Origin of the sequence: Nonomuraea phyllanthi, from assembly GCF_006334985.2 — a bacterium.
GTDB classification, from domain to species: domain Bacteria; phylum Actinomycetota; class Actinomycetes; order Streptosporangiales; family Streptosporangiaceae; genus Nonomuraea; species Nonomuraea phyllanthi.
Genome location: NZ_VDLX02000001.1, coordinates 997465 through 1010351 on the forward strand (window position 1 = coordinate 997465; position 12887 = coordinate 1010351).

Consider the following 12887-nt stretch of genomic DNA (forward strand, 5'->3'; position numbering starts at 1 on the left):
CCCGGCCGGGTCCCGGAGACGACGGGGCGTGCTGCCGCCGCCCGGGGCCCGAGAACGCTCGTTCGGGGCCGTACGGCCGTCGGCCTGGTCCTGGGGGATGTTCGGGGCGTGCGGCTGTCAGGCGGGGCTCGTGATGCGGGTCAGTCGCGGTCCCACGCGTACGGGTCGACGTAGATCACGTGGCCGCCGCGATCGTCCGACTCGTCCACGATGTCCTTGCGCGGCGGCCGCGCCGGCTCCGGCCGGCGGGGACGGGCCTGGGCCAGGGTCTCCGCCTCCGCCGAGGCGTGCTCGTCCTGCCAGTCGTCCCTGATGACCGGGATCTCCTGAGTGTCCGCCTCGGTGGCGTCCATCCAGTGACCGGGCAGCGGGCGCGGGTCCGACTCGGCCAGCCCCACCTTGCTCGCCGCCTTGGCGATGGCGGCCCCGGCCTTGCGCACGGGGGCGGCCGCCTTGTCGAGCGGCGCGCGAGCCTTCTTGTTGAGCAGCAGCAGGTTGGTCACGCCGGCCGAGATGCCGGCCGCCACCCCGACCTCGAGCGCCACCGACAACGCCACCTCCCAGGGCGAAGGGCCGACCGTGGCCATCCGTCCGCCGCCGATCGGCCCGCCGGACAGCGCCGCCAGCAGCCCCGCCACGCACCCCGAGGTCACCCCGCTCAGAAGCCCCCAGAGCGGCGCCGCCTCATACGACGGCGACGGCGAGATCCGGGCCACCATCACCCCGGCCACCGCCCCCGCCGCGAACGGCAGCGCGACCACCGCCATCATCCACCCCGGCACGGGCCCGCTGTCCGGCAGCGCCCCCAGCAGCGGCAGGCTCGGCACCGTGCCGAGCTGCACCCCCGTGGGGGCCACCAGGGTGTCGGCGCCGATCGCGAACCCGGGCCCGGCGATGTAGGAGGAGGCCCAGACGACGGCGTTGAGCAGGTAGAGCAGTTGCAGCAGCAACAGCAGCACCCCGCCCACGAACCCGGGCGAGAGCACCCCTGACAGGTCTCTGACCTGCCCGAAGTTCAGCGCGACGGCGACCAGCACCAGCATGAGCCCGGCCACGAGCAGCAGGGCCGTGGCGACCGCCGTGCCGACGGTGAGCGCGCGCACCCGCTCCGGCAGCAGCCGCAGCATCACCCGCCACGGGCCGATCATGCGGGCCGTCGCCACCGCCCCCGCCAGGAACGCCAGCACGAAGTGGCTGAGCAGCACCTCACCGAGATACGGCTGGGTGATCTCGTTGCTCGCCGCGAGCGCGATCAACCCCGCGAGCAGCGCGTAAGGGGCCGCGAGGGACACCCCGGCCTGCATCACCACGGCCATCTGGGCCCGGCGACGCGCCCTCGCCTTCTCCTTGGGACTGTTCTTCGGCAGCCGCGCGGGCAGCCGCAGCCGCAGGTCAGCGTCACGCGCCATCCACCGGCCCGCGCGGTAGAGCAGCACGGCCGGCAGCAACATCAACCCCAGCGGCAGCAGACCGACCCGCCCGCCCTGGATCGCGAACCCGGCGTGGTGCGCGGCCAGCCAGAGCTGCGCCGCCGTGCGGAAGACCCCCGGCAGCCCGCTGCCCAGCGTGCCGCTCGGCGCGGCGATCCAGCCGACGAGGGTGAGCGTGGTGAGCGCGGCCAGCCCGACGCCCAGCGTGGCGGCGGCGGCCAGCATCCCCGACACGGGCAGCGGCCGCCTCGACTCGTCGTCGTCGCCCGAAACCCCGGGGAGCTTGCCGAGCACGGACCGGGGGGCAGTGCGCAACTGGTCGAGAATCGCCGTCACAGTAGGCGATTTTCTCAAGCTTTCCCGACCAGCGCTTGGTTGACGCGCCGCCGATCCCGTTCTTCTTCTCCCGATGCGCGTCTTCCGTCTGCCACGGCTGCTTCCCTCTGTTGCGGCCGCGCCCGGCCGGCACCACCCCTCTATTACGGCTGCGCCGGGTCGGCGCCACCCCTCAAACCATCCATCTGTTACGGCTCCGCCGGGCTGGCGCCACCCGCCGCACGTGGTCGGCGGCCTCCAGGGAGACGCCCACTGACCCGCACGTGGCCGGCCGCCGCAACGCCGCACCCTTGACCGGCTCCGTGGTGATGCCGTGGGGCCTCCGCGCACGCCGCCCGTGGTGGTGCCGTCGCGACCGGGATGACCGTGCGATCGCCGCAGTGCAACCCGCCACCGTGCGACCCGCAGCGTGTGACCCGCCACCTTGTGACCTACCGCCGTGCAACCCGCCACCGTGTGACCCGCCATCGTGTGGTTTGCGCTCGTGTGATCGGGGGCGGCGAGTGGTGGGCGTGTGAGGCGCCGGCATTGGCGGTCGTGTGATGCGCGGCCATGCCATTGGCGGTGATGCGACCGGCAGCCGTGCAGCCCCGGGGCGGTGCGGTCCGCCGGGGTCGGGGTGGAAGGCGGGCGAGGATGTCGTCGCGCGATGGGTCCGCTCGACCACGGAGCAGGTCAAGGGGGCGGCGTTGCGGCGGCCGGCCACGTGCGGGTCAGTGGGCGTCTCCCTGGAGGCCGCCGACCACGTGCGGCGGGTGGCGCCGGCCGGGCGAAGCCGTAACAGATGGATTGGTTTGAGGGGCGACGCCAGCAATTAGGGTGCAGGGATGCGTGTATTGGTTACTGGTGGGGCGGGATATATCGGGAGCACGGTAGCGTCCGCGTGTCTCGATGCCGGGATCGAGCCGGTCGTTCTGGACAGCCTTGTGACAGGAAGGCGGGAGTTCGCCGAGGGGCGGGTGTTCTATGAGGGGGATATCAGCGACGGCCCGCTGATTGACAAGATATTCGGGGAAAATCCGGATATAGACGCGGTTGTGCACTGTGCCGCTCTCATCGTGGTGCCCGATTCGGTGGCCGACCCCATCGGCTACTACCGCGCGAACGTCACCAAGAGCCTCGAGTTCGTCGATCACCTGCTCCGCAACGGATGCACCCGGATGATCTTCAGCTCCTCCGCGTCCATCTACCGCGCGGGCGACGACCACACCGTCGACGAGCAGTCCCCGCTCGACCCCCAGAGCCCCTACGCGCGCACCAAGGCGGTGTGCGAGGGCATGTTCGCCGACATCGCCGCCGGCCACCCGATCAAGATCCTCTCCCTGCGCTACTTCAACCCGATCGGCGCCGACCCCGAGATGCGCACGGGCCTGCAGTTGCGCCGCCCCAGCCACGCCCTGGGCAAGATGATCGAGGCTTACGAGGACGGCGTGCCCTTCCAGATCACCGGCACGGACTACCCGACGAGGGACGGTTCGGGCATCCGCGACTACGTCCACGTCTGGGACCTGGCCGCCGCCCACGTGGCCGCCCTGCGCAGGTTCGACGCGCTGGAGGCCGGCGTGATCAACCTCGGCACGGGCGCCGGCACCACCGTCAGGGAGCTGGCCGAGGCGTTCAACCGCGTCGTCGACCGCCCGATCGAGCTGGTCGAGGCGCCTCCCCGCCCCGGCGACGTGGCCGGCGCCTACACCCGCAGCGACCTGGCCCGGCGCCTGCTGGACTGGCGGCCGCGCCACTCCATCGAGGACGGCATCCGCCACTCGCTCGAATGGGCCCGCATCCGGGAGTCCCGCCTGGCCTAGACCGCGCCCCATGGCGGGCGTACGATTCGTGTACGAACAGTTCGTACACGAAAGAAGCCATGGAAGAAGCGGAGGCGGCCGGCGAGGTCGCGCGGCTCTACCCGGCGGTCTACCGGCGGTTCAAGGCGTCCAGGAAGCCGATCGCGGCCGGGCTGACCGCCAGGATGCACGCCGTGCTCGGCCACCTGCGGGCCGCCGGGCCGCTCACCCTGAGCGAGCTGGCCGAACACCTGCACCTGTCCAGGGCCGCGACGACCGAGCTGGTCGACCGGGTCGAGGAGCGCGGCCTGGTCGCCAGGATCAGGGACGAGCGCGACCGGCGGCGGGTGTTCGTCTGGGTCACCGACGAAGGGCGGGCGGCCTTCGACGCGGCCTCGCCGCGGGTGCTGGAGGACGACCTGCTGGCGCGCGCCGTGCGGAAGATGACGCCGCAGGAGCGCGAGGGCCTCGTCGCCGGGCTCCGCGCGCTGCTCAGAGAGGACGGGCCATGAACTGCGAGAGCTGCGGGATGCCGATGGAGGGCCCCGGCGACCACACGCCCCGGCACCCGGACAGCACGTGGTGCCGGCTGTGCTCCCGGCCGGACGGCACGCTGCAGGACTTCGACGAACGGTTCGAGCGCATGGTGCAGTGGCAGACGCAGCGCGCCGGCCAGTCACGGGCCGAGGCAGAGGAGGCCACCAGGGCCCACATGCGCTCCATGCCCGCCTGGCGCGACCACCCGGGGCTCGCGTCATGAGGATCCTCGGCGTCGACAACATCCTGGTCGGGGTGGGCGACCTGGCGCGCGCCAGGGAGTTCTACGGCGGCGTGCTCGGACTGGAGGAGCGGTTCTCGACGGACGAGCTGGCGCTGTTCGCGATCGGGCGGGAGACCCCGGGCCTGCTGGTACGGGTCCAGGAGGGCGGGCCGGGGTCCATGCGCGTCTGGCTGGAGGTGCCCGACGCCCGCGCGGCGGCGGCCGAGCTGGGGATCGAGCCGTTCGAGGTGTTCACCGGGTGGACGGTCGAGGTCCCCGACCCGTGGGGGAACGTCATCGGCCTGACCGACTACACCAAGCGGCCCGACCTGGCCCGCGCGGGCTGACCGCTTCCCACGGGACCCTGACCGAAAAAGCCTCCCCTGAATCCATCGGAGAAGGGGAGGCCGTTTCGAGCCAGTTCAAGCCGGTTGGAGCCGGTCGGCCGTTTCGGCGCTAGTTGGCCAGGGAGTTGAGGGAGCCCTCCGGGATCTCCTTGAGCGCGTTGTCCGGGATCTCCTGCGGAACATCGCTGTCCTCACCGAGGTCCTTGACGTCGATCCACACGCTCTTGGACGGAGCCTTGATGCTGACCTTGGATCCCCACCCGACGTAGCGGGTCTCGGTGGTGGACCGGCTGTTGCCCAGGATGCCGAAGTCAAGGCCCCACGAGGAGGTCAGCGACGTGATCAGGCCCTTGGAGTTGGTCTTCAGCGCATAGTCGATCTTGATCTTGGCGAAGGAGCCGTCGAGCCTGCTCCCATATGCCTTGGCCAGGTCCTTGTAGGTGACCGACCCCTTGTAGAGGCCGCTCTTGGAGCTCTTGGCGTGCGAGAGGACCAGCTTCAGCACCTTCGGCTCGAAGATGTCGATGAGCTGGTTGTAGGTGCTGCCGCTGGGCTGACCGTTGTAGCGCACCCACTTCTTGCCGTCGGGCAGGTCCTCGCTGTAGAGGCCACCCTGGACGTAGCTGTGGCCGTCGATCGAGATGATGCGCGGAGGCGCGGCGAAGAGGCTGCTCAGGCTGCCCTTGGGGGAGCTGGTCCGGATGTCGGAGGCGACGATGCCCGACTTGCCGAACTCGAGCCTGCCGGTCGTCGTGCTGGTTCCCAGGCTCTTTCCGTCCACGCTCATGCGGGACTTCTCCGAGATCCGCACCCCGTGCCCCTTGACGAACTGCTTCTGCAGCGCCTTGGCAGGGTTCACGGGAGCCGCGTGCGCGGGCGTCGCCGTCACCAGCGTGGCGGCCGCGGCTAACGCGAGGCCCGTGAGAATTCGCTTCATACGTTTTTCCCCGTTCGATTCAGAGGTGAGGGAGCAGAAGCATGCCAATCGAAGATCACGGCCATATATCGAGCGTCCGGGCGTACGATTCCGAAACAGTGCATATTCGGTGCAGAGGCCGTTCGGAACAGTGAGATCACCGTCACAGAGCGGAAGAACCCCCGCCCCCATGACCGGGGCAGGTCAAGCTTCGGGCTAGGCTTTACCGGCGGAAACGCCCGGCACGCACCCTGAGCCGTAGGAGCTCGCCGTGAGAGAACGAGGCATGATGCCGACACGAGCGGCGAAGCGGACGCGACCATCAGCGCAACTGTCCGGGCTGTCGAACATCAGTCGGAAAAGCAGGGCGCGAACCCGACGGAGGGCGAGCGACCAAGTGGAAGAGGACGGACCCTCGTGGACCTGTTCGAACATCAGGCGAAGGAGCTCTTCGCCGACTACGGCATCCCGGTGCCACGCGGCATCGTCGCAAAGAACGTGGAGGAGGTGCGGTCCGCCGCCGACGAGCTGACCGGCCGCGTTGTCGTCAAGGCCCAGGTCAAGACCGGCGGCCGGGGCAAGGCCGGCGGCGTGAAGGTGGCCGACGACGCCGCCGACGCGGTCACCAAGGCCCAGGCCATCCTCGGCATGGACATCAAGGGCCACACGGTCCACAAGGTGCTCGTGGAGGAGGCCAGCGCGATCGCCGAGGAGTACTACTTCTCCTTCCTCCTCGACCGCGCGAACCGTACCTTCCTCGCCATCTGCTCCGCCTCGGGCGGCATGGACATCGAAGAGGTCGCCCACACCGCGCCCGAGAAGGTGGCGAAGGTGCCGGTCTCGGCGCTGACGGGCGTCGACCGCGCCAAGGCCCGCGAGATCGCGGTGGCCGGCGGCCTGCCGGAGAAGGCGCTCGACGGCGCCGCCGAGCTCATCGAGAAGCTCTGGTGCTGCTTCGTCGACGAGGACGCCACGCTCGTCGAGGTCAACCCCATGATCCTGTCGGCCGACGGCCAGGTGAAGGCCCTTGACGGCAAGGTCACCCTCGACGACAACGCCGCCTTCCGCCAGACCGACCACGAGGCGCTCGCCGACAAGTCGGCCGAGGACCCGCTCGAGGCCAGGGCCAAGGAGAAGGACCTCAACTACGTCAAGCTCGACGGCGACGTCGGCATCATCGGCAACGGCGCGGGCCTGGTCATGTCCACCCTCGACGTGGTGGCGTACGCGGGCGAGCAGTTCCCAGGCAAGCCCTCCCCCGCCAACTTCCTCGACATCGGCGGCGGCGCCTCGGCCGAGATCATGGCGGCCGGGCTGGAGATCATCCTCTCCGACCCAAGCGTCAAGTCGATCTTCGTGAACGTCTTCGGCGGCATCACCGCCTGCGACGCCGTCGCCAACGGCATCGTCTCGGCGTTCAAGCTGCTGGAAAGCCGTGGCGAGGCCGTGACCCACCCGCTGGTGGTCCGCCTCGACGGCAACAACGCCCAGCTCGGGCGGCAGATCCTGGCCGACGCCGCGCTCCCGCGGGTCGAGCTGGTGGACACGATGGACGACGCGGCCAAGCGGGCCGCCGAGCTCGCTGCGGTAGGTGCGTGACTTATGGCCATCTGGTTGACTGAGAACAGCAAGATCATCGTTCAGGGCATGACCGGCGGCGAGGGCACCAAGCACACCCGCCGCATGCTCGCCTCCGGCGCACGCGTCGTGGGCGGCGTGAACGCCCGCAAGGCCGGCATCACGCACGAGGGCCTGCCCGTGTTCGGCTCCGTCAAGGAGGCCATGGACAAGACCGGCGCCGACGTGTCGGTCGTCTTCGTGCCGCCGGCGTTCACCAAGGACGCCGTCATGGAGGCCATCGACGCCGAGATCCCGCTCTGCGTGGTGATCACCGAGGGCGTGCCCGTCCACGACAGCACCGCCTTCTGGGCGCACGCCGTCGCCAAGGGCAACAAGACCCGCATCATCGGCCCCAACTGCCCCGGCATCGCCTCCCCCGGCGCCTCCAACGCGGGCATCATCCCGGCCGACATCACCACCGCCGGGCGCATCGGCCTGGTCTCGAAGTCGGGCACGCTGACGTACCAGCTGATGTACGAGCTGCGCGACTTCGGCTTCTCGACCGCGGTCGGCATCGGCGGCGACCCCGTCATCGGCACGACGCACATCGACGCGCTCCAGGCGTTCCAGGAGGACCCGGGCACGGACGCGATCGTGATGATCGGCGAGATCGGCGGCGACGCCGAGGAGCGGGCCGCCGCGTACATCGAGCAGCACGTCACCAAGCCGGTCGTGGCCTACGTGGCGGGCTTCACGGCGCCCGAGGGCAAGACGATGGGCCACGCGGGCGCCATCGTGTCCGGCTCCGCCGGCACCGCCCAGGCCAAGAAGGAGGCCCTGGAGAAGGTCGGCGTCCGTGTCGGCAAGACCCCCTCCGAGACGGCGCAGCTCATGCGCGAGATCATGCAGTCCCGCTGATCTCCCTCCAGCCCCGTGCGGCCCCCGCACGGGGCTTTCTTTTCGCGGCTACGGCGCCCGGCCCGCCCAGCGCACGGGGCTTCCTCTTTCACGGCTCCGCCCGGCCGTCCCACCGCACGGGGCGTGCCCTCCCTCCATCTGTTACGGCTCCGCCCCACCGGCCCACCCACCGCACGGGGCTGGGCTCCGTCCAGGGAGACGGTCATGGGGTGTGCGGGGCCGGCCGCCGTTACGCCGCCCCCTGGGCCGGCTCCGTGGTGAAGACCTGACCCCCACGTCACGACATCCTTGGCCCCCTCTCCCGCTCTGGTGTTGGTGGCGTTGGCGTGGGACATTTCGGGATATGGGGAGGGACGTGCCAGTCGTCGTCTTCAGCCGGGACGATCGCCGGAAATATCGGGAAAAGGTGCACCGGTGCCTTGACGTCTTCGCCCAGATGTTGCGTGAATCGCGCTTCGAGGTGGAACGTCCCCTCGCCGGTCTGGAGATCGAGCTCAACATCGTGGACGCGTACGGCGAGGCCGCTATGCGCAACGCCCAGGTGCTGGCCGCCATCGCGCGGCCGGACTGGGCGACGGAACTGGGGCAGTTCAACGTCGAGATCAACATCGAGCCCCAGGAACTGGGCGGCGACGGGGCGTCGCGCCTGGAGGACGACGTCAGGACGCGGCTCAACCACGCCGAGGAGCGCGCCCGCTCCGAGGGCGGCCACCTGGTCCTGATCGGCATCCTGCCCACGCTGCGCGAGCAGGACCTCGGCGAGGGCACGCTCTCCGCGAACCCCCGCTACCGCCTGCTCAACGAGCAGATCTTCGCGGCCAGGGGCGAGGACCTGCACCTGGCCATCGAGGGCGTCGAACGCCTGGACACGCACGCCGACAGCCTCGCCCCCGAGGCCGCGTGCACGAGCGTCCAGCTGCATCTCCAGGTCAGCCCCGAGGCGTTCGCCGCGCACTGGAACGCCGCCCAGGCCATCGCGGGGCCCCAGGTCGCGGTGGCGGCCAACTCCCCCTACCTGTTCGGCAGGGAACTGCACCGCGAGACCAGGATCGCCCTGTTCGAGCAGGCCACGGACACGCGACCGGCCGAGCTGAGGGCGCAGGGCGTGCGGCCGAGGGTGTGGTTCGGGGAGCGGTGGATCACGAGTGTTTTCGACCTGTTCGAGGAGAACGTCAGCTACTACCCCGCCCTGCTGCCCCTCTGCGAGGACGAGGACCCCCGTACCGAGCTCGAACAGGGACGTATCCCCCAGCTTCACGAGCTGACTCTGCACAATGGGACGATCTACCGGTGGAACAGACCGGTGTACGCGGTGGTGGACGGGATGCCGCACCTGCGCGTCGAGAACCGCGTGCTGCCTGCCGGGCCTTCCGTCTCCGACATCGCGGCCAACGCGGCGTTCTACTACGGGTTGATGCGCGTGCTGCCGTACGACGAGCGGCCGATCTGGAGCCAGATGTCGTTCCAGGCGGCACAGGACAATCTCGGCGCGGCGGCCCGGCACGGGCTGGACGCGCGGCTGTACTGGCCGGGGATGGGCGAGGTGCCGGCGGCGGAGCTGATCCTGCGCCGGCTGCTGCCCATGGCGTACGAGGGGCTGGCGCTGTGGGGCGTGAACCGTCCCGTCGCCGACCGGCTGCTGGGCATCATCGAGGGTCGCTGTCTTACCGGTCGTACGGGGGCGAACTGGCAGGTGGAACGCGTACGCGCGCACGGAGGAGATCGGCATGAGGCGTTGCGAGCCATGACTTTGGGGTACATCGAGCGGATGCACACCAACGAGCCCGTGCACACTTGGGACGTGTGAGGCCGGTGCGGCGCATCTCGACCATTCCCCCGATCCCCCTGCTTCCCCTCCTCCTGTCGGCCGTGCTCGCCCTGCTGGTCGGGGCCTGTGGCATCGTCAGCCCGCGGTCCATGGACGCGCAGGGGGCCGACTCGTTCGAGGACGACGTCCGTGCCGCGCGTACGCTGACGGAGGCATTCTGGCGGCAGCAGTTCCAGCACCTCGGCCGGACATATCAGCCTATCGCCGACTTCGTCCCCTATACCGGGAACGCCGGTCCCAGCTGCGGCAACCAGCCCGCCGTCCCGAACAACGCCTTCTACTGCCCCATCGGGCACTTCATCGCTTATGACCAGGCCTGGATGGAATCGCTCTGGAACGAGATGGGGGACGGGTCCGTCTATGTCATCATTCCGCACGAGCTCGGGCACGCCGTGCAGGCACAGCTCCGGACCTCCTTCGAGCTGAACGTCCAGCTCGAGCTCCAAGCCGACTGCTACGCCGGCGGCACCCTCTCGACCCTGGTCCGCTCGGGAGCGCTCACCGCGGATCCGGGCGACGAGGACGAACTGCTCCTGAGCCTCGCGGCGGCGGGCGACCCGACGGACGACTGGCTGAACCCGGCCGCCCACGGGACGGCCGAACAGCGCCAGGCCTCCTTCGCGACCGGCTACCGCGACGGCGTGGGCGCCTGCTGAGCACCGCAGGTGTACGGAGGCCGGCCGAATCGAACCTGGGGATGTACTCCCGGTTCAACCCACAGGATGATGTCTTGGATCACCCCCACGCTCTACCTTTGACCCATGCCTATGGAGGAGATCGGCTGGCTGCGCCGGGGCGCGTGCAGATCCAGCGACCCTGACCTCTTCTTCCCCCTCGCCCCCACCCCCTTGCAGGAGGCCCGCGCCAAGGCGGTCTGCGCGCGCTGCCAGGTCATCGAGGAGTGCCGCACGTACGCATTAGACGCGGGCGAGTCGGAGGGCATCTGGGGCGGCCTCACCCCGGAGGAACGCCGCCGCACCCGCCTCCCAGCCGGCTGGCGCCGCCCCGCCGCCTCCTGACACCCGCCCACTCCCACCTCCTCGCCCGTCCGGTTGCCGCCGAGGCGACAGACCATCGGCCCGCTACACCGGTCTACGGCCGAGGCAATGTGCCGGCAAGCACGGACGGACGACCGGCGCAGCATGCCGGGTGCAGGGGACGTGACGGCGAAGCGTGCGGGGAACGAGCGCGGCGAACGGGCCGGACGTAGCCTGCAGGGGTGACGCTGCTCCCCGCGATCGCCGTGCTCGCCGCCGCCAACATCATGAACAACAAGGTCGCCCCCCGATGGGCGCCCGTCACCTCCTCCGCGGCGACCGCCGTCCTCCTCGTGATGGCCCGGCGGTCCGGCCTGTCGTGGCGGGAGCTCGGGTTCGAGCACGGCCGCCGGGGCGCCGTGACAGGAGGCGCGCTGGCGGCGGCGGTGGCGGCCGTCTACGCGGTCGGCGTCGCCAACCCCCGCACCAGGCCGCTGTTCCAGGACGAGCGCGCCCTGTCGCTCTCGCGCGCCCGCGCCCTGGAGGAGGCGCTGGTCCAGGTTCCGCTGGGCACGGTCCTGCTGGAGGAGGTGGGTTTCCGGGGCGCCCTGTACGCCATGCTGCGCCAGAGGCAGGGCACGGTCGCCGCCACGGCGATCTCCTCGGCCCTGTTCGGCCTGTGGCACATCCTCCCGGCCATCGACATGGCCGACGCCAACCCGGCACTAGGTTCCCTGACCGCAGCGGAGTCACCCTCTCGCCCGGACACCGCACGGGTGGTGGCGGGGAGCGTGGTGTCGACGGCGGCGGCCGGGGTGCTGTTCTGCGAACTACGCCGCCACGGCGGCCTGCTCGCCCCGGCCATGCTGCACCTCGCCACCAACTCCCTCGGCTACCTCTTCGCCCGGATGGCCGGCAAACGAAAGTAGGACGGTTTGCCCTGATGCTGGGCGAATTGCACTACGAAGCGTGACCGTCTCTTCTGAAGATCCGGTGGATCTTTTGTCGCCGCGGATCAGGATTCTTACCCGTCGGCGGAACATTCCCCGGGCCCGAAACTTGAGCAGCCATAGACGTCTTACCTGCACGCTTTAAGGTCTCCTGGGCGCACTTCCCAGGGCCCGCGCCGTCCGGGAAATGCGTATATCAAGATCACGTCTTCTGATATACGATGGAGGCACGGAGGTGATGTCGTATGCGTACGGTAATCGACGTCGACAAGGAGCTTCTGGAGCAAGCCCAGAGGAGACTCGGCGCCCCGACCATGAAGGAGACGGTGCACGCCGCGCTTCAAGCGGTGGTCGACCGGGATGCGGAAAGGGCGGACGCAATCGAGGCGTTCGAGTTCTGGCGCACGGAGGGGAGCCCGGATCTGCTGGATCCGGAGATCATGAAGCATGCGTGGCCGCAACCGGAGTGATGTATCTCCTCGACAAGAGCGCACTGGCCCGCATGCGCACCAGCGATGTGGTCGCCAAAGCTCTCTATCCGCTCTACGTGGCGCGCGTCGTGGCGACCTGCAGCGTCATCGATCTGGAGGTGCTCTACAGCGCTCGCGACTTCGCCCACTACCAACGCATCTTGGACGCCCAGGGGCAGTGCATCCAGCTCCCACTCACCCAGGAGACGCAGGTCCGAGCCTTGGACGTGCAGAAGCAGCTCGCCGCACGCTCTCAGCACCGCGGCATCCCGCCGAATGATCTGCTGATCGCCGCGTGTGCCGAGGTGCACGGGGCCACGGTCCTGCATTACGACCGCGACTTCGACATCATCTCCGAGGTCACCGGACAGCCGGCGCTCTGGGTGGCACCACCGGGCTCGGTGCCCTAGACCCTCTTCGGCGCCCCACACCCACCCGGGCCCTACAGCCCACCCCGGCCTCACACTCACCTCGGTGCCTCAGCCCACCTCGGTGCCCTGGAACCGTTCCGGTGCCCTGGAAAGGTCCGTATCGCGGAACCGCTCCGAACCCGGCCACGGCCCAGTGCCCCGGAATGGTCCCGTATCCGAGAACGGTCCCGTGCCTCCAGA

General features: G+C 69.9%; 14 protein-coding genes. 12 read left to right on the plus strand and 2 right to left on the minus strand.

Translation table 11 applies throughout. The features are described 5' to 3' along the window. Positions 1-140 precede the first annotated feature (140 nt). Positions 141-1766, minus strand: a complete 1626-nt coding sequence (locus FH608_RS04670; protein ID WP_139628587.1) for a cell division protein PerM — start codon at positions 1764-1766, stop codon at positions 141-143. An 827-nt stretch (positions 1767-2593) separates the two neighbouring features. Here FH608_RS04670 and galE point away from each other — a divergent pair. The 4 genes from galE to FH608_RS04690 are packed head-to-tail and all read left to right on the plus strand — an operon-like array spanning position 2594 to position 4657. Further along, positions 2594-3571, plus strand: coding sequence for a UDP-glucose 4-epimerase GalE (galE, locus tag FH608_RS04675; protein ID WP_139628589.1), 978 nt, complete (start codon positions 2594-2596; stop codon positions 3569-3571). Between the two features lie 59 nt (positions 3572-3630). After that, positions 3631-4062 (plus strand): MarR family winged helix-turn-helix transcriptional regulator, encoded by a 432-nt coding sequence (locus FH608_RS04680; protein ID WP_193318222.1) that lies wholly within the window; start codon positions 3631-3633, stop codon positions 4060-4062. Next, positions 4059-4310, plus strand: coding sequence for a zinc ribbon domain-containing protein (locus FH608_RS04685; RefSeq protein WP_139628593.1), 252 nt, complete (start codon positions 4059-4061; stop codon positions 4308-4310). Before FH608_RS04680 ends, FH608_RS04685 begins: the two co-directional genes overlap by 4 nt. Beyond that, on the plus strand, positions 4307-4657 hold the full coding sequence (locus tag FH608_RS04690) for a VOC family protein (RefSeq protein WP_139628594.1): 351 nt from the start codon (positions 4307-4309) through the stop codon (positions 4655-4657). Before FH608_RS04685 ends, FH608_RS04690 begins: the two co-directional genes overlap by 4 nt. 109 nt (positions 4658-4766) lie before the next feature. Here the strand turns inward: FH608_RS04690 and FH608_RS04695 are convergent, their stop codons facing one another. Continuing rightward, positions 4767-5594, minus strand: a complete 828-nt coding sequence (locus FH608_RS04695; protein WP_139628596.1) for a hypothetical protein — start codon at positions 5592-5594, stop codon at positions 4767-4769. Positions 5595-5990: 396 nt separating this feature from the next. Between FH608_RS04695 and sucC the strand changes: the two genes are divergently transcribed. The 8 genes from sucC to FH608_RS04735 all read left to right on the plus strand — a co-directional run bounded on the left by sucC (position 5991) and on the right by FH608_RS04735 (position 12686). Further along, complete coding sequence (gene sucC, locus FH608_RS04700; protein WP_139628597.1) at positions 5991-7172, plus strand: ADP-forming succinate--CoA ligase subunit beta; 1182 nt, start codon at positions 5991-5993, stop codon at positions 7170-7172. A gap of 3 nt (positions 7173-7175) precedes the next feature. Then, complete coding sequence (gene sucD, locus FH608_RS04705) at positions 7176-8051, plus strand: succinate--CoA ligase subunit alpha (protein ID WP_139628598.1); 876 nt, start codon at positions 7176-7178, stop codon at positions 8049-8051. A 355-nt stretch (positions 8052-8406) separates the two neighbouring features. After that, positions 8407-9858, plus strand: a complete 1452-nt coding sequence (locus FH608_RS04710) for a glutamate--cysteine ligase family protein (RefSeq protein ID WP_226898966.1) — start codon at positions 8407-8409, stop codon at positions 9856-9858. After that, on the plus strand, positions 9855-10535 hold the full coding sequence (locus tag FH608_RS04715) for a neutral zinc metallopeptidase (RefSeq protein ID WP_226898967.1): 681 nt from the start codon (positions 9855-9857) through the stop codon (positions 10533-10535). The genes FH608_RS04710 and FH608_RS04715 overlap by 4 nt, the downstream gene beginning before the upstream one ends. 105 nt (positions 10536-10640) lie before the next feature. Further along, a complete protein-coding gene (locus tag FH608_RS04720) occupies positions 10641-10898 on the plus strand; it encodes a WhiB family transcriptional regulator (protein ID WP_139628602.1) in 258 nt (85 codons plus the stop codon). Between the two features lie 200 nt (positions 10899-11098). Continuing rightward, positions 11099-11785, plus strand: coding sequence for a CPBP family intramembrane glutamic endopeptidase (locus tag FH608_RS04725; RefSeq protein WP_226898968.1), 687 nt, complete (start codon positions 11099-11101; stop codon positions 11783-11785). Positions 11786-12051: 266 nt separating this feature from the next. Then, positions 12052-12276 carry a type II toxin-antitoxin system VapB family antitoxin gene (locus tag FH608_RS04730; RefSeq protein ID WP_139628604.1) on the plus strand — a complete coding sequence of 75 codons (225 nt, stop codon included), beginning with the start codon at positions 12052-12054 and terminating at the stop codon, positions 12274-12276. Continuing rightward, positions 12258-12686: a PIN domain nuclease gene (locus FH608_RS04735; RefSeq protein ID WP_139628606.1), complete on the plus strand. Its 429-nt coding sequence runs from the start codon at positions 12258-12260 to the stop codon at positions 12684-12686. The genes FH608_RS04730 and FH608_RS04735 overlap by 19 nt, the downstream gene beginning before the upstream one ends. Positions 12687-12887 lie beyond the last annotated feature (201 nt).

Bases quoted from the DNA above. Each gene is read 5' to 3' on its own strand.
- galE (WP_139628589.1), top strand. From the start codon at position 2,594: ATGCGTGTATTGGTTACTGGTGGGGCGGGATATATCGGGAGCACGGTA.
- FH608_RS04680 (WP_193318222.1), top strand. From the start codon at position 3,631: ATGGAAGAAGCGGAGGCGGCCGGCGAGGTCGCGCGGCTCTACCCGGCG.
- FH608_RS04685 (WP_139628593.1), top strand. From the start codon at position 4,059: ATGAACTGCGAGAGCTGCGGGATGCCGATGGAGGGCCCCGGCGACCAC.
- FH608_RS04690 (WP_139628594.1), top strand. From the start codon at position 4,307: ATGAGGATCCTCGGCGTCGACAACATCCTGGTCGGGGTGGGCGACCTG.
- FH608_RS04695 (WP_139628596.1), bottom strand. From the start codon at position 5,594: ATGAAGCGAATTCTCACGGGCCTCGCGTTAGCCGCGGCCGCCACGCTG.
- sucD (WP_139628598.1), top strand. From the start codon at position 7,176: ATGGCCATCTGGTTGACTGAGAACAGCAAGATCATCGTTCAGGGCATG.
- FH608_RS04720 (WP_139628602.1), top strand. From the start codon at position 10,641: ATGCCTATGGAGGAGATCGGCTGGCTGCGCCGGGGCGCGTGCAGATCC.
- FH608_RS04730 (WP_139628604.1), top strand. From the start codon at position 12,052: ATGCGTACGGTAATCGACGTCGACAAGGAGCTTCTGGAGCAAGCCCAG.